This is a genomic window from Microbacterium hominis, assembly GCF_013282805.1.
In the GTDB taxonomy this organism is placed as follows: domain Bacteria; phylum Actinomycetota; class Actinomycetes; order Actinomycetales; family Microbacteriaceae; genus Microbacterium; species Microbacterium hominis_B.
On record NZ_CP054038.1, the window covers coordinates 306,645 to 323,380 of the forward strand.

Genomic DNA, 16,736 nt, shown 5'->3' on the forward strand with positions numbered 1-16,736 from the left:
GACTCTCGTCCGGTCCGGTGCCCGCGCCCCGCGTACGTTGAGACTGCCTGCAGGAGGCCCCGGTCCCGATGAAGATCCCCGTGTGGCTTCGCGCGCGCCGACGCGTCGTGGCATCGACGAGCATCGTCACCACCGCAGCCCTGGTCGTGGCTGTGCTCGCGGTCGTCTACGAGGGCAATCCGACGACCGAGGTCGACCTGCACGACGGCAGTGTGTGGGTGACGAAGGAGTCGAGCCTGCTGGTGGGCCACTTCAACCACCCCTCGCGCGTGCTCGACGGGGGTCTTCGCACCGTCTCGGAGGAATACGACATCCTCCAGTCGGGCGACGACGTGCTCGTCGTCGACGAGGCGGGTTCCTCGATCACGCGCGTCGACACCACGAACGTCATGCTCACCGACAGCGCGACGGTCCCGAGCGGCGCCCGCATCGCCCTCGGGGGCCCGACCGTCGCCGTGCTCGATCCGAACGGCCCGCTGTGGGTGGGCGCGGCCGCGGGCATCGCGGGTCTCGACCCCGCCGGCACCGAGCCTGTCGCCGACCTCGGCGAGGGCGGCGCGGTCGCCGTCGGCACCGACGGCACGGTCTACGCGGTCTCGGCCGAGGATCGCACGCTGGTGACGGTGCGCGTCGATGCCGAGGGTGAGCCGGGAGAGCCGTCGACGTCCGATCTCGGTGCGCTCCCGGAGAACCCCGAGGTCGAGGTGACGGCGGTCGGCGACACCGCGATCGTGCTCGACGCGGCATCCGGCACCCTCGTGACAAGTCGGGGGCTGACGGCTCAGGTCGACGGTGCGGACACCGCGCGGCTGCAGGTCGCGTCGAACTCGGCGACCGGTGTGCGCCTGGCCACCGCCGACGCCCTCGTGACCGTGCCGTTCGACGGTTCCGAGCAGCGCCGCTTCGCGGCTGCCGCGGGCGCCCCCGCCGCGCCGGTGCAGATCGGCGGGTGCACCTACGGCGCGTGGTCGGGGTCGGCGGATTTCGTGCGCGACTGCCCCGGCGAAGCCGACGACCTGCACACGCCGGTGCCGGGCGCCGACGCCGATGCCGAGCTCGTCTTCCGGGTGAACCGCGACGTCATCGTGCTCAACGACGTCAGCGGCGGCTCGTCGTGGATGGCTGCCGACGACCTGCAGGAGGTCGACAACTGGGATGACCTGACCCCGCCGGAGGGCGAGGCTGAGGAGAACGACGAGGAGACCACCGAGCAGACGGTCGAGACGACGCTGCCCGAGCGCTCCGAGAAGAACACCGATCCGATCGCCGTCGACGATTCGTTCGGTGTGCGTCCCGGCCGCACCACGGTGCTGCCGGTGCTCGACAACGACACCGACCAGGACGGCGACATCCTGACGGTGAGTCTTCCCGACGGCGGTCCCTCTTTCGGCGAGGTGCAGACGATCAACCTGGGCGCGGGTCTGCAGATCGCCGTGCCCGACGACGCAGCGGGCACCGCGCGCTTCACGTACCGCATCGACGACGGCCGCGACGGCCGCGCGGAAGCCACGGTCACCTTGAACGTGCGCGACGCGTCGGTCAACGGCGCCCCGAAGCAGAACCGCGTGACCGCCCTCACGATGGAGGCCGGCGGCGTCGTCACGTACAACCTGCTTCCCGACTGGATCGACCCCGACGGCGACCAGCCGTTCCTGAGCCACGTCGAGCCGGCCGAGGGCGACGAGGTCGACTTCACGGCCGACGGCCGCATCACGTACCGCTCGATCAACGGCGTGCTGGGCCGCAAGGACATCGAGGTCCTCGTGTCGGACGGCGAGAAGACGGGTGCGGGCACGCTGCGCATCGATGTGCGCCCGCCCGGATCGACGGCGCCCGTCACCAACGCCGACCATGTCGTCACGCGCGTCGGCCAGCCGGTCGAGGTGTCTCCGCTGCTCAACGACACCAACGCGGGGAGCGAGCCGCTGCGGCTCACCCGCGTCGAAGAGGTGGCCGGGGCCACGGTCGTGCCCGATTACGCCGAGATGACCTTCACGTTCTCGTCCGAGACCGAGGGCGTGTACTACGTGCAGTACCAGGCGTCGTCGGGCGCGAAGATGTCGAGCGGCATCGTGCGCGTCGATGTGGAATCCGACGCGGACACCGACCTGCCACCGGTCGCCGTGCGCGATGTGGCGCTGCTGCCCAGCGGCGGCGAGACGCTCGTCGACGTGCTCGCCAACGATCTCGACCCGGCCGGCGGCATCCTCGTGGTGCAGTCGGTGTCGATCGATCGCGACAGCCGCGTGTCGGTGTCGGTGCTCGGACACGAGAAGCTGCGCATCTCGGATCAGGGCGCCCTCAGCCGTCAGACGACGGTGACCTACACGATCTCCAACGGGGTGCGCAGCGCACAGGGCGAGGTCGTCGTCATCCCGGTGCCGGGGCCGACGAAGCTGCGTCCGCCGGTCGCGAACGACGACACGGCGGTGGTGCGCGCGGGCGACATCGTCACGATCCCCGTGCTCGAGAACGACTATCACCCCAGCGGCGACACGATCCACGTGGCGGCTGACCTCGTCGAGCCGTTCCCGGCGGCCGAAGCGGGCCAGGTCTTCGTGTCGCAGGACACCGTGCGCTTCAAGGCGAACGAGAAGACGGGCACCGTCTACGCCACCTACGAAGTGGTCGACAGCACCGGGCAGAAGGATGCCGGCTACATCACCATCCAGGTGCTGCCGGTCAACGCCGAGACGAACCAGGCACCGCGCCCCAAGGACATCACGGCGCGCGTGCTGGCCGGGTCGCAGGTGCGCATCCCCGTCGCCCTCGACGGGATCGACCCCGACGGCGACTCGGTCGATCTCGTCGGGCTCGCCTCCGCCCCCGGCAAGGGGCGCGTCGTCGAGACGGGAGTGGGGAGCCTGACGTACGAGGCGGATGCCGCTTCCGCCGGCACGGATGTCTTCGAGTACCGCGTTCGCGACCGCCTGGGCGCGGAGGCGACGGCGACCGTGCGGGTCGGCATCGCTCCGCCGGAGACGCGCAATCAGGCGCCGTACGCGGTGAAGGACACGGTCGTCATGCGTCCCGGACGCGAGGTCGCCGTTCCCGTGCTGGCCAACGACTCCGACCCCGAGGGCGACACGCCGACGCTCGTGTCGAACGGGCTCATCGTGCCCGACGACGTTCCCGGCCTTGCCGCCGAGGTGCTCGGCGACCGGGTGGTCGTCACCTCGCCGGGCGAGGAGCTCGAGACGTCGCTGCAGTACACGATCACGGATTCGCACGCCGCGCAGGCCCGTGCGGTGGTGCAGATCACCGTCGATGAGGACGTGCCGCTGCAGCGTCCGATCGCCCGCGACGACCGCGTCAAGCCCGAGGACATCGACGGCGAGACCGTCGACGTCGAAGTGCTCGCCAACGACGAGGACCCGGACGGCACCGTTGCCGCACTCACGGTGGCGGTCGACGACGAGGGCGCGCGCGTGCTGCCCGACGGCGTCGTGCGCGTCACGATCGGCGACGATGAGCGTCTCCTCACGTACACGATCACCGACGAGGACGGCCTCTCGACGGCCGCGTTCCTGCGGGTGCCGTCGCTGGCGAGCGTCCCGCCGACGCTGATGTCCACGACCGGTGTCGAGGTGCTCAGCGGCGAGACGATCGAGATCCCGCTCGACGAGCACGTGCAGACCACCGGGGGCGGCTCGGTCGTCATCACGGAGGCGGCGAAGGTGTCGGCGGTGCACGCGAACGGGGCGAACCTCGTCAAGGACCAGCGCACCCTCGTGTACACCTCGGCCGAGGGCTACCACGGCACCGACGCGATCACCTTCGAGGTGACCGACGGCACCGGCCCTGACGATCCCGAGGGCACTAAGGCGACCCTGACGCTTCCGGTCACCGTCCTGCCGCCGGAGAACCAGCAGCCGACGTTCATCGACGGAGAGCTGACCGTCGCGCCCGGCGAGGATCCCGCGGCCCTCGACCTGCGCGCACTCACCAGCGACCCCGACGAGGGCGACCTCGACGGCATGACGTACACGCTCGTCGGGAGCGTGCCGAACAGGCTCACCGCGGCCGTCGACGGCCAGACGATGCGGGCGAGCGCCGACGTCGCCACCGAGAAGGGCACGCGTGCGACGCTCACGGTGCGCATCTCCGACGGCGAGACCGATCCGATCGAGGGCAGCGTGACCCTCACCGTCACCGCGTCCACGCGCGAGCTCGCCACCGCGAACGAAGACATCGTGCCCGAGGCCCACCAGGGCGACACGGTCGAGGTCGACGTGCTCGCCAACGACGTGAACCCGTTCGATGAGCCGCTGACGATCGTCTCGGCGGTGACCCAGACCGGCGAGGGCTTCGCCGAGGTCGTGGGCGACCGGGTCGCGGTCACGCCCGACCCCACCTACGTCGGCACGCTCACGGTGCGATACCGGGTGCAGGATGCCACGGGCGACCCCGACCGCGAGGTCGATGGCCTCATCACCCTCACCGTGCAGGGCGTGCCCGATGCACCGGGAACCCCGACCGTCTCGAGCGTGCAGGACCGCACCGTCGTGCTGTCGTGGACGCCGCCCGTCGACAACGGAGCCGAGATCACGGGATACACCGTGAGCGGGACCCGCGGCGACTACACCAAGGCGTGCTCCTCGACCACGTGCACCCTCGACGGGCTGACCAACAACGTCGAGTACAACTTCACGGTCGTCGCCACCAACCGGGTCGGCGACTCCGAGCCGTCGCCCCCGTCGGAGACCGCCCGTCCCGACGCGCGCCCCGACACCCCCCAGGCGCCCACGCTCGTCTTCGGCGACCGGAGCCTGCAGGTCGACTGGGTGACGCCGACCACACCGGGTTCGCCGGTCGAGCACTTCACGCTCGAGATCTCGCCGGCGCCGCCATCGGGCATCGTGCAGAAGGCTCTCGTCACCGGGAACACCCTGGTGTGGGACGGCCTGGAGAACGGCACCGCGTATCAGGTGCGCGTCCAGGCGCACAACCGCGCGCCCGATCCCTCGAGCTGGAGTGCGTGGTCGGCCACGGAGATCCCCGCTCGCGCGCCGGAGCCGGTCGCCGCGCCGTCGACCCAGCGTCTCGCCCCGGTGGGCGACCAGGCCCAGCTGCAGGTGGCGTGGAACGAGCCGGCCACGAACGGCGCGGCGATCTCGGGCTACGAGCTGCAGGTGCTGCGCGGCGGTGCGGTCGTGCGCACGATCACCGGGATCGCGGGCGACCAGCGCAGCCAGGCCGTCGTGGTCGACACGTCGACGACCGACTACACGTTCGCGCTGCGGGCGGTGAACAAGGCCGGCTGGGGATCGTTCGGCCCGGCCTCCGCGCCGCGTCGCGCCTTCGTCGCGCCGGACGCGCCGGCCAACGTCGCGGCGACGCCCGGTGACCGGCGCCTGACCGTCACGTTCACACCGCCGAACGGCAACGGAGCGACGCAGGCGGAGCTCGCCTACCAGTACTCGCTCAACGGCGGCGGCTCGTGGGCGGCTCTCCCGGGCAACCGCGTGATCACCGGGCTCACGAACGGCACGACCTACCGCGTGACCCTGCGCGCCTACACGTCGCTCGACGGCGTGCGCTATGACGGAGCCGCATCCGCGCCGTCGGCCCCGCAGGTGCCCTTCGGGCCTGTCGGAACACCGAGTGCGAAGGCGACCCGGTCGGGGACGAGCATCACGTACGAGTGGGGCGCTCCGGCCGAGAACGGACGCGCCATCACCCAGGTGCAGATCCGCATCGACGGGGGCTCCTGGGAGGACGTCGCCAAGAACGGCACCCGCACCCGCAGCTACGGCTACTCCGAGACCCACACGATCAGGGTGCGCGCGTTCGACTCGGCCGGTCAGGTGAGCTCTGTCGCGCAGGACTCGGCCACCACCGTGGCGCCGCCGCAGCCCGTCGCACGCGCGGGCAAGGGCGCACGCACCAACAGCAGCACGTGCACGAGCTCGCAGTGCGCGTATCTGACGCTCACGACGGAGAACTTCCCCGCCGGCAGCTACCGCGTGTACTGCAACGCGACCGGTCCGTACGGCGGAACCCCCTTCGCCGGCGGCGCCACCTGGAACATCCCCGCGAACGGGACCATCCAGCTCGGCTGCTACTTCGGCGACGGCGGGGAGCAGGCCTGGGTCACGATCCAGGGCTGGGGCGACTCGCAACGCGTGACCTGGTGAAAGACAACGGCATTCCACGAACGAGGAAGACACGAACATGACCATGACCCCCGAACAGGCCGCCTGGTTCCAGGGCACCTTCGCGCGACTCGTCGACAACGTCGACCAGGCGCTCATGGGCAAGCGCGAGATCGTCGGCCTGGTGCTGTCGGCCATGCTCGCCGAAGGGCACGTGCTGCTGGAGGATGCGCCGGGAACCGGCAAGACCAGCCTCGCGAAGGCGCTCGCTGCGACCGTGCAGGGCACGAGCAGCCGCATCCAGTTCACGCCCGACCTGCTCCCCTCGGATGTGACCGGCGTCACGATCTACGACCAGGCGCAGCACCGCTTCGAGTTCCATCGCGGGCCGGTCTTCGCCTCGATCGTGCTCGCCGATGAGATCAACCGCGCCTCGCCGAAGACGCAGTCGGCGCTGCTGGAGGTCATGGAGGAGTCGCGGGTCACCGTCGACGGCGTGCCCCACGAAGTGGGACGCCCGTTCCTGGTGATCGCGACGCAGAACCCGATCGAGCAGGCGGGCACCTACAAGCTGCCCGAGGCCCAGCTCGACCGCTTCCTCGTGAAGACATCCATCGGCTACCCCGATCTCGCCGTCGCCGAGCGCATCCTCGCCGGCTCCGCCGACCGCAACCCGTCCGCCCACCTTCCCGCGATCATCACGACCGGCGCGGTCGCCGACATGGCCGACCTCGCCGCGACCGTGCACGTGGAGAGCTCCGTGCTGCGCTACGCGGCCCAGCTCGCCGAGGCGACGCGCGCGGACCGCTCGGTGCGTCTGGGCGTCTCCGTGCGCGGGTCGATCGCGATGGTCCGCATCGCGAAGGTCTACGCCGCCGCGAACGGCCGCCACTACGTCGTCCCCGACGACATCAAGGCCCTGGCGCGCCCGGTGTGGACGCACCGCCTGGTTCTCGACCCCGAGGCCGAGTTCTCCGGCACGACCGCCGAGTCGATCATCGCTCGCGTGCTCGAGGACGTCGCCGCCCCGCAGGCCCGGACCGCCGCCTGATGACCGCCGCTGAGACGCTCGCCCCGACGGCTGCCTCCGCGCAGCCGTCGCCGGGCCGGCAGGAGGTCGCGGTCGCCGCGGCGACCGCCGCGCTCGCGCGCGTGCGCCTCATCGCGTCGGTCGTCCGTCCTGCCGGCTGGGTGCTGCTGGCGGGCGTCGTCGTGCTCTGGACCTGCGGGCAGACGCTCGGCTGGATCGAGCTCACGATCGCGGCGACCGTCATCGCCGCCGCCCTCGCGCTGTGCGCGCTGTTCCTCCTCGGCCGCACCGCCTACGACGTGGGGCTCGATCTCAATCGCCAGCACGTCGTGGTCGGCGAGCGGGCCGTCGGCGCGCTCACGCTCGCGAACAGATCGGCGCGCGCGATCCTGCCCTCCCGCGTCGTGCTGCCGGTCGGCGCCGGACGCGGCGAGTTCGCGGTGGGGCGGCTCGCGCCCGAAGCCTCGGTCGAGGAGCTGTTCGCGATCCCCACCACCCGCCGCGCCGTGCTCGCCGTGGGTCCGGTCAGCGTCGTGCGCGGCGATCCGCTCGGGCTGTTCGAGCGCGTGCATCGCCGCGACGAGCCGGTCGACCTGTACGTCCACCCGCGCACCGTGGGCTTCGAAGGCCAGTCGCTCGGCTTCTTCCGCGATCTCGAGGGTCTGGCCGCACGCGACCTGTCCCGCGACGACGTCTCGTTCCACGCCCTGCGCGAATACCAGCCCGGCGACGATCTGCGCCACGTGCATTGGAAGTCGACCGCGCGCACGGGCGATGTCATGGTGCGCCAGTACGAGGAGACCCGCCGCTCGCATTTCGTGATCGGCCTGTCGCGGCATCCCGGCGACTACCGCACCGACGACGAGTTCGAGCTCGCGATCTCGGCGGCGGGGTCGCTGGGTCTGCGCGCGGTGCGCGACTCGCGCCAGGTCGACCTGCAGGTGCAGGGGCGCTCGCTCGTGGCCGAGACCGGCAAGCGGCTGCTCGACGCCCTCTCCGCTCTCGAGCCGGCTCGCGCCGGAGGCGGCATCCTCGATCTGGCCGTCACGGTGGCCGCGTCCACCCCGCAGGCGAGCGTGGTCGTGCTGCTGTGCGGTTCGAAGGTCGAGGCGGCCACGCTCCGGGCCGCGTGCGCGCGCCTCCCGTATGGCGCGCGCGTGCTCGCCATCGTCGCCGCCGAGGGGGCGGCGCCGGGACTGCGCCGCATCGGCGAGGCAGACGTGGTCACGATCGGCGCGCTCGACGACCTGCCCTCGGCGCTGCGGCGGGTGCTCGCATGACCGCCGCCGCTGCCGCCGCCACCACCGCCGGCGCCCCGCCGGCGCTCCCGCGCCGCCGCTGGGTGCTCGATCTCGCCGCGACCGGCCTGCTCCTCGCCGTGCCGATCATCGGCTTCTGGCCGACGTACGCCGGCCCCGGATACCTCCCCGCCGCGATGGGCGGCGCGGTCCTGGGCGCGGGCCTGGCCGCCCTCGCCGCGTGGCGGCGCTGGGGCCTGCTCCTCGTCTCGGCCCTCGCCGTGCTCGTGTACTTCGTCTTCGGCGGCGCGGTGGCGCTGCCCCACACCGCCATCGCGGGCGTGGTCCCGACGCTCGAGACGTGGCGCCAGCTCGCTCTCGGGGTGGTGACGTCGTGGAAGCAGCTGCTCACCACGGTCGCCCCCGTTCCCGCCGGCGAGGGGTTCCTCCTCGTGCCGTTCCTGCTCGCGTACGTCGCCGCCCTCCTCACCGCGAGCCTCGCGCTGCGCGCCCGGCACGCGGCGTGGGCGCTGATCCCGGCGATCGCGTTCCTCGTGGCGCAGATCGCCCTGGGCACCTCCGATCCCGCAGCTCCCCTCGTGGAGGGCGGGGTGCTCGCCATCGTTGCGCTCGGCTGGCTGTCGGTGCGGCAGGCGTGGGCGCCCGCGCGGGGCGCCGTCCCCCTCGGCGAAGGGCACGCCTCGCGCACCGGCACGGTGCGCCGCATCGCCCTCGGCGGGGGTGTCGTCGCGGTCGCGGTGATGATCGGCGTGGTGACCAGCGGCCTCACCGCCCCGGCATCCCCGCGGTATGTCCTTCGCGACGTGGTGATCCCGCCGTTCGACGTGAAGGAGTTCGCGAGCCCGCTGCAGTCGTTCCGCGGGTACGTGCGCGACGCCGACGACGAGACGCTGTTCACCGTGAGCGGGCTGCCCGCGGGCGCCCGCGTGCGACTGGCCGCCATGGACGCCTACTCCGGCACGGTCTACAACGTGTCCGACAGTGGCTCGGGCTCGTCGAGCGCCTTCGCTCCGGTACGCCCGGAGATGTCGCCGGGCGTCGAGGGCACGCCCGTGAGCGTGCGCGTCGAGATCGGCGCGCTCGAGGGGGTGTGGATGCCGCAGGTCGGCGCCCTGCAGAGCGTCGTGTTCGACGGCGACCGCGGCGACGCCCTGCGTCGCAGCGCGCACTACAACACGTCGACGCGCACGGGTGTCGTGACGAGCGGACTCGCGAGCGGCGACGCGTACGACCTCGACGTCGTGGTGCCGGCGGTGCCGAGCGACAACGCCCTCGCCGCGGTCGATTTCGCCCCGGTGAAGCTGCCCGCCCAGAGCGGCGTGCCCCAGGAGTTCGCCGGGATCGCCTCCGATGCGATGACCGAGGCGGAGACGCCGATCGAGCGGGTGCGGGCCCTCCAGCAGATGCTTGCGGGCGGCGGCTTCTTCAGCCATGGCCTCGAGGGCGAGGCGCTCTCCCGCGCCGGTCACGGCGCCGAGCGCATCTCGACGCTCCTGGGGTCCGAGCAGATGGTGGGCGATGACGAGCAGTACGCCGTCGCGATGACCCTCCTCGCGCGCGAGGTCGGCATTCCGGCGCGCGTCGTGATGGGCTTCTACCCCGATCCGGACGCGGGCGATCAGGCGGTGTTCGCCGCGACCGGCGACACGCTGCACGCGTGGGTCGAGGTCGCGTTCGACGGGGTCGGCTGGGTGCCCTTCGACCCGACGCCGCCCGAGGACCAGGTCCCGAGCGACCAGACGACCAAGCCGAAGGCCGACCCGAAGCCGCAGGTGCTGCAGCCGCCGCCTCCTCTCGACCAGCCGGTCGAACTGCCGCCGTCGGTTCCCGACGAGCGCGAGGCCGAGGACGACAAGGAGGAGGGCGCCTCGATCGTCGGGCTCGTGCTGGCCATCGCCGGCGGCGTGCTCGGGCTCCTCGCCCTCATGCTGGCGCCGTTCCTCATCATCGGCGCGATCAAGGCCGCGCGTCGACGCGGCCGCCGCTCCGCCGAGCGCGGGGTCGACCGCATCACCGGCGGCTGGGACGAGCTCGTCGACCGGGCCGCGGACTTCGGCACCGACGTGCGCCCCGGCGCCACCCGGCAGGAGGATGCGCACCGCGTGCAGGCCGCGTTCGCGGCGCCCGCCGTGACCACGCTCGCCCGCCGCGCCGACGCCGAGGTGTTCGGGCCGGCCGAGCCGACCGAGGCCGAGATCGCCGAGTTCTGGCGCCAGGTCGACGAGATCGTCGGCACGATGGGCCGCCGCGCGTCACTCGGTCGCCGGCTGCGCGCACGTCTGAGCGTGCGGTCGCTGCTGGGCGGCACGCGCTTCGCCCTGCCGCCGCGCGCTCCGAAGCCGCCGAAGCGCCCGCGCGCGGCGGGCGCCGCCTCGCGTCGCTCCGCGCGCGCCGACCTCACCGATCACACCGCGGAGGCTCGCACCGAGCCGGGGGACCGCGCCGCTTCCCACCCTACGGAGACCGCATGAGCAGCATGCATCCCCTGGCCCTTGCCGCCCCCGCGTCGCTCGGACGCCGCGCGGGCGCGTACACGATCGACCTCGCGATCGCCTACGCGATCTACCTCGTGCCGACGCTCATCCTCGGTGCCGCCGTCACGGGCGTCGCCGGGTCGAGCGCCGATCCCACCGGCGCGGTGTTCGCGCTGCTCGGCGTGTCGCTGCTCATCCTCGTGCTGTCGGCGACGTGGGCGGTCGTCTACACGGTGATGCAGGGCGGTCGTGGCTCGGTGGGCCAGCGTGCGCTGGGCATCCGTCTGCGCGATGCCGAGACCGGCGGCGACATCGGCTTCTGGCGCGCGTTCCTGCGCAATCTCGTGTGGGGCGCGGCATGCTCGATCGTCGTCGGGTTCTTCACGCCGCTGTTCGACCAGAGCGGGCGCCGCCAGGGCTGGCACGATCTCGCGTCCCGTGCCGTCGTGGTCGACACGAGGGTGCGGGATGCCGCGCCCGCCCTCGCGCGTCCGGCTGCGCCTGCGCTCCCGACCGCACTCCCGGCGGCTCCGCCGCAGGCCGCGCCGGCTCGGACCTACGCGCCGCCCCCCATGTCTCCCGCCCCTGCGGCGGCACCGGGGCCGCGCTACGCGACCCCGCCGATGGCTGCCCCGGCGCCGGCGCCCGCACCCGCACCCGCACTCGCGCCGGCCCGCGGGTTCGGCGCCCCGGCGCCCTACGCGGGGCGTGCGGCGGCCGCGGCTCCGACGACGATGATCGCGGCGGTGCCCGGCGTCACCACGCCGCCCGTGGAGCATCCGCACCTCGCGTCGGTCATCGACATCCCGGCGCCGGCGCCCACCGCGGCGATGGCCGCTCCGGCCGCCGAGCCGGCGCTCGAGGCGACCAGGGTCGGCCGCGTCGCCTCCCAGGAGCGCGCGGCGCTGCATCCCGACTCGCCGACCCTCGCCGTGCTCACGTGGGACGACGGCACCCGCATGGCCGTGTACGGCCGCACCCTCTACGGCCGCAACCCCGCCGGCGAGGAGGGTGCGACCGCGGTGGCCGTGCGCGACGAGACCCTGTCGCTGTCGAAGACCCATTTCGAGATCGGCGGCGACGCGTCGGGGGCGTGGGTAGCCGACCGCTACTCGACCAACGGCACGGTGCTCGTGCGCGACGGCGGGCGCATCACGCTCATCCCCGGCATGCAGACGAGCCTGCGCCCGGGCGATCGGCTCGAGTTCGGCGATCGCTCGGCGGCGGTGGGTGCCTCGTGACGGGGGTGCCGATCCAGGTCGTCGCGGGCGCGGCGACCCACGCGGGCATGCGCCGACGCATCAACGAAGACGCGCACCTCGCGGCATCGCCGCTGTTCCTCGTGGCCGACGGCATGGGCGGGCACGAAGCCGGCGAGGTCGCGAGCGCCGCCGTCATCGACGAGTTCGCACGGCTGGCCGGCCGTGACGCGGTCACGATCGACGACCTCCACCGCACCCTGGACCGCGCGCGCCGGCGCGTCGAGGCGCTTCCGGCAGGCGCCGCCGGCGCCGGCACCACGCTGTCGGGCGTGGTGATCGCCGACGTCGAGGGCGAGGGGTACTGGCTGGCCGTCAACCTGGGCGACTCGCGCACGTACCGGCTCAGCGAAGGCCGTTTCGAGCAGATCAGCGTGGATCACTCCGTCGTGCAGGAGCTCGTCGACAGCGGCGAGCTCGACCCCGCGGATGCCATGCACGATGCGCGCCGCAACGTCATCACGCGCGCGATCGGCGCCGGGAGCGACTCGGCTGCCGACTACTGGCTGATCCCCGCCGAGGCCGGCGACCGCGTGCTGGTGTGCTCCGACGGCCTCTCCGGCGAGCTCGACGACGCCGCGATCCTGGAGATCCTCACCTCCGAGGCCGACCCGCAGTCGGCGGCGACGCGTCTCGTGCACGAGGCGATGCTCAAGGGCGGACGGGACAACATCACCGCGCTCGTCGTTCACGCGCACGCGGTACGCTCGCGTTCGGAGCGCACCGTCGATGACACCCTCCCCGTCGCACCGGGGGGTGCCGCCGACGAGATCGACGAGGACACTCGTCCGCGCGCCGCTGCCGCAGGAGGATTCTGATGTCGACGCACTACGCCCCGGGACAGGTCGCGGTCGCCGTGACGCGGCAGGGCCTGGTCGCCCTCGGCGCCGATGTGCCCCACGACGTCGCCGCGCGCGTCTGGTCGCGCATGGGCGAGGGCCGCGGGCTTCCCGGCGTGCTCGAGGCGCTCACCGGGGCGTTCGGCACGTCGCTGGCCGCCATCCCGCCGTTCGCGGTGGTGCTCGAGGAGGGCGACGCCGTGCGCGTCGCCGTGCGCGGAGAGTTCATCGTCGAGATCGAGGGCGAGGAGCCGCTGTCGGGCGCCGGGGTCACGACGTGGACGGAGCGGGCCTATGCCGGTGCCGGGCGCGTCGCGCTGACGACGTCGGAGGCGGCCGGATCCCCGGCCGCGCTGCCGGTCGTCGACGCCGTGGTGCTCGCCTCGGCGGTGACCTGGATCCGGGATGCCGCGGCCGCGGCCGCACCCGCCACGCCCGCGGCCGAGCCCGTGCCCCCGGTTCCGGCGGTGCCCGCAGTGCCCGTCCCCGAGGCTGTGCCCGCCGTTCCGGCTGTGCCCGCCACGCCCGCGGTGCCTCCGGCGGTCCCCGCCGCACCTGCCCCGGCATCCACCGCGCCCATCTCGGCCGTGCCGGGGCTGATCGACTCGCGGGCCGTGACCTCGATCGCCGACACCCTGATGCCGGTCGAGTCCACCGAGGGGCCCGGCGGTCTTCCGTCCGAGGAGACGGCGATCCCCGACGACGAGCCCGACTTCGGCGACACCGTCGTGTCGGTGCGCCGCAGCGCCCGGGATGCCGCGCAGACGCCCGTCGACGAGGCCACCCTCCTGCGCCCCGATGCAGCCGTCTCGGCGCCCCCGGCGCCGGGCGCGGCATCCGCTCCCGTCGTGACGGGGGGAGACCACGACGGGGCGACGGTCTCCCTCGCGGAGGTGCGGGCGGCCCGCGCGGCGCGCGACGATTCCGCGCCCGCGCCGCTGGCACCGCCGCGTGCGGCCGCGCCAGGCCGCATCCGGCTGTCCACCGGACAGCTGCTGCGCCTGGACCGCACCGTCGTGATCGGCCGGCGACCGCGCGCCACGCGCGTGGCCGGCACGGACCTTCCGCACCTCGTGGCCGTCGAAAGTCCGCAGCAGGACATCTCCCGCAGCCACCTCGAACTGCGGGTCGAGGGCGACAGCATCGTGGCGACCGACCTTCGCACGACCAACGGCACGACCCTGCGCCGCCCCGGCACCGACCCGGTGCGCCTGCACCCGGGCGAGGGCACGGTCGTCGTGCCCGGTGACGTGCTCGACCTCGGCGACGGCATCGTCGTCACCGTCGAGGAGATCGCGTGAGCACCAAGCGCGCCGCGATGGCGCCTCCCGATCTGCCCGGCTTCACGTACGTCGACGTGCTCGGGTCGGGGGGATTCGCCGACGTCTACCTGTACGAGCAGCATCTGCCGCGTCGCCGCGTCGCCGTCAAGGTGCTCCTCACCGAGCGGATGTCGAGCGGCTCGGTCGCCGAGTTCACCGCCGAGGCGAACGTCATGGCGATGCTGTCGACGCACCCGGCGATCGTCACGATCTACCAGGCGGGCGTCGCCGGCGACGGCAGGCCGTATCTCGTCATGGAGTACTGCCCCAAGCCCAACCTGCAGGTGCGGTATCGGCGCGAGCCGTTCGCGGTCGCCGAGGCGCTGCGGGTGGGCGTGCAGGTGGCGGCAGCCGTCGAGACCGCGCACCGGGCGGGCGTGCTGCACCGCGACATCAAGCCGGCGAACATCCTCGTCACCGAGTACAACCGCCCCGCGCTCACCGACTTCGGCATCGCCTCCACGACGACCGCGGCCGCCGAGTCGGCCGGTCTGTCGATCCCGTGGTCGCCGCCGGAGTCCTTCGCCGACGTGCCCGAGTCGGGTGCGCGCTCCGACGTCTACGCGCTCGGCGCGACCGTGTACTCCCTGCTGAGCGGCCGGTCTCCGTTCGAGGTGCCGGGAGAGCGCAACACCGCCGCCGATCTCATCCACCGCATCGAGACGGCACCACTGCCGCGCCTCTCGCGCCCCGACATGCCGGTATCGCTGCAGCACGTGCTCGAGCGTGCGATGGCGAAGTCGGCCGCCGACCGCTACGACAGCGCGATCGCCTTCGCCCGGTCGCTGCAGAAGGTGCAGATCGAGCTCTCGCACTCGGTCACCGCCATCGACATCCTCGACGACGGCCTGCCCGACGACACGGTCGACGACGAGGACGACGGGCTCACCCGTGTGCGCGGCGTGGTCAGCATCGATCCCGAGACCTCGCCCGCCGCCGGACTCACGCGTCCCTCGGCCACGACGGCTCCCTCTCGCGGCGTCTTCGCGGCGCCCGCCGACGCCGGGTTCGCGCCCGGGCCGGCCGCATCGACGGCTGCCGTCGACGACACCGTCATGCGGGATGCCGCCGCCGACGGCGCCACGATGCTGCGGCCGGCCGAGGGGTGGGCGTCCGCGCCGTCCGCGCCGGCGTCCGCCGCGCCCGCTCCCGCGCCCCACGCCCCTGCCGTGGACGACGCCGCGACGGCTCGCCGCGCCCCGGCATCCCTCTCGGCCGCCCCGGTTGAGCGACCCGGGAGCGGGCCGCGCACGCCCGCCGCCGCGGCCGGTGTCGACGCGCGCAGGGTCCCGGCCGCGGACGCTTCCGGGGCTCCGCGCCGGCGCACGGGGCTGTGGGTCGCGCTCGGCGCGGCAGCGCTGGTGATCGTCGCGGTGGTCGTGGGCGTGTCGCTGCCGGGCATCCTCTCCGGCGCGATGCCGGCGGCGGATCCGCCCGCCGAGGAGCCGGCGGCCCCTCAGGACCCCGTCATGCTCTCCGTGCCGGCGCCCGCCGATCTGACGGGCACGGTCACCGACGCCGGCGTGGTGTTCACGTGGACGAACCCGGTGCCCGAGAACGGCGACCGCTACCTGTGGGGCACGCTCACGCGCGCCGACGAGGATGCCGCGCTGCAGCCCGTCGACGTCGCCACCGTGACGGTGCCCGCCGATCCGTCCGGCACCACGTGCATCGAGGTCACCACGCTGCGGGCGAGCGGGCAGAGCTCCGACGCGGTGAGGGCGTGCGCACCGTGACCGGTGGTCTGACGGCCGAACTGACGGTCGAGTTCGCCGGCGAGCACTTCGTCGTCGACCCGTCGTCGACCTTCACCGTCGGCCGCGACGGCGACCTCGCCATCGACGACAACCTGTTCCTGCACCGCCATTTCCTCACGATCGAGAACCTCGAAGGGCTGTGGCTGCTCTCGAACGTCGGCTCACGGCTGTCGGCGACCGTCACCGACTCCGGCGGACGCGTGCAGGCCTGGCTCGCCCCGGGGGCGCGGCTGCCGCTCGTGTTCGCGTCGACGTCGGTGATCTTCAGCGCGGGACCGACCACGTACGAGCTCACGATCCGCTCGAGCGCGCCGGCGTTCCGCGAGACGGAGCCGCGAGATTTCGACGACGACGCCAGCACGATCGGCGAGGTGCCGCTCACGCTCAGCCAGAAGCTGATGATCCTCGCCCTCGCCGAGCCCGTGCTCCGGCGCGAGGGCACCGGGATGAGCGAGCTGCCGACCTCCGCGCAGGCGGCGGCGCGGCTCGGCTGGGCGCTGACGAAGTTCAACCGCAAGCTCGACAACGTGTGCGACAAGCTGGATCGCATCGGCGTGCCGGGGCTGCGCGGCGGGGTCGGCTCGTATGCCACGAACCGCCGGGTGCGTCTGGTCGAACACGCCATCTCGGCGCGGCTGGTCTCCCGTGCGGACCTGCCCCTGCTCGACCAGGAGCACGACGCCGCCGAGGGGTGACCCGGA

At 73.2% G+C, this 16,736-nt stretch carries 9 protein-coding genes; all 9 read left to right on the forward strand.

Annotated elements, in window-relative coordinates:
• The first annotated feature begins 68 nt into the window (after positions 1-68).
• The 9 genes from HQM25_RS01355 to HQM25_RS01395 are packed head-to-tail and all read left to right on the forward strand — an operon-like array spanning position 69 to position 16,730.
• The gene (locus tag HQM25_RS01355) at positions 69-6,137 is read left to right on the forward strand and encodes an Ig-like domain-containing protein (protein WP_172988569.1); all 6,069 of its coding nucleotides are present in this window, start codon (positions 69-71) and stop codon (positions 6,135-6,137) included.
• A 37-nt stretch (positions 6,138-6,174) separates the two neighbouring features.
• The gene (locus tag HQM25_RS01360; protein ID WP_172988570.1) at positions 6,175-7,146 is read left to right on the forward strand and encodes an AAA family ATPase; all 972 of its coding nucleotides are present in this window, start codon (positions 6,175-6,177) and stop codon (positions 7,144-7,146) included.
• Positions 7,146-8,405: a DUF58 domain-containing protein gene (locus HQM25_RS01365; RefSeq protein WP_172988571.1), complete on the forward strand. Its 1,260-nt coding sequence runs from the start codon at positions 7,146-7,148 to the stop codon at positions 8,403-8,405. The genes HQM25_RS01360 and HQM25_RS01365 overlap by 1 nt, the downstream gene beginning before the upstream one ends.
• Positions 8,402-10,855: a DUF4129 domain-containing transglutaminase family protein gene (locus HQM25_RS01370; RefSeq protein WP_172988572.1), complete on the forward strand. Its 2,454-nt coding sequence runs from the start codon at positions 8,402-8,404 to the stop codon at positions 10,853-10,855. Before HQM25_RS01365 ends, HQM25_RS01370 begins: the two co-directional genes overlap by 4 nt.
• A complete protein-coding gene (locus HQM25_RS01375; RefSeq protein WP_172988573.1) occupies positions 10,852-12,099 on the forward strand; it encodes an RDD family protein in 1,248 nt (415 codons plus the stop codon). The genes HQM25_RS01370 and HQM25_RS01375 overlap by 4 nt, the downstream gene beginning before the upstream one ends.
• Complete coding sequence (locus tag HQM25_RS01380; protein ID WP_254359481.1) at positions 12,096-12,935, forward strand: PP2C family protein-serine/threonine phosphatase; 840 nt, start codon at positions 12,096-12,098, stop codon at positions 12,933-12,935. Before HQM25_RS01375 ends, HQM25_RS01380 begins: the two co-directional genes overlap by 4 nt.
• Complete coding sequence (locus HQM25_RS01385; RefSeq protein WP_172988574.1) at positions 12,935-14,257, forward strand: FHA domain-containing protein; 1,323 nt, start codon at positions 12,935-12,937, stop codon at positions 14,255-14,257. The genes HQM25_RS01380 and HQM25_RS01385 overlap by 1 nt, the downstream gene beginning before the upstream one ends.
• Positions 14,254-16,014, forward strand: coding sequence for a serine/threonine-protein kinase (locus tag HQM25_RS01390; RefSeq protein WP_172988575.1), 1,761 nt, complete (start codon positions 14,254-14,256; stop codon positions 16,012-16,014). Before HQM25_RS01385 ends, HQM25_RS01390 begins: the two co-directional genes overlap by 4 nt.
• Positions 16,002-16,730 carry a hypothetical protein gene (locus HQM25_RS01395; protein WP_438803614.1) on the forward strand — a complete coding sequence of 243 codons (729 nt, stop codon included), beginning with the start codon at positions 16,002-16,004 and terminating at the stop codon, positions 16,728-16,730. Before HQM25_RS01390 ends, HQM25_RS01395 begins: the two co-directional genes overlap by 13 nt.
• The last annotated feature ends 6 nt before the right edge of the window (positions 16,731-16,736 follow it).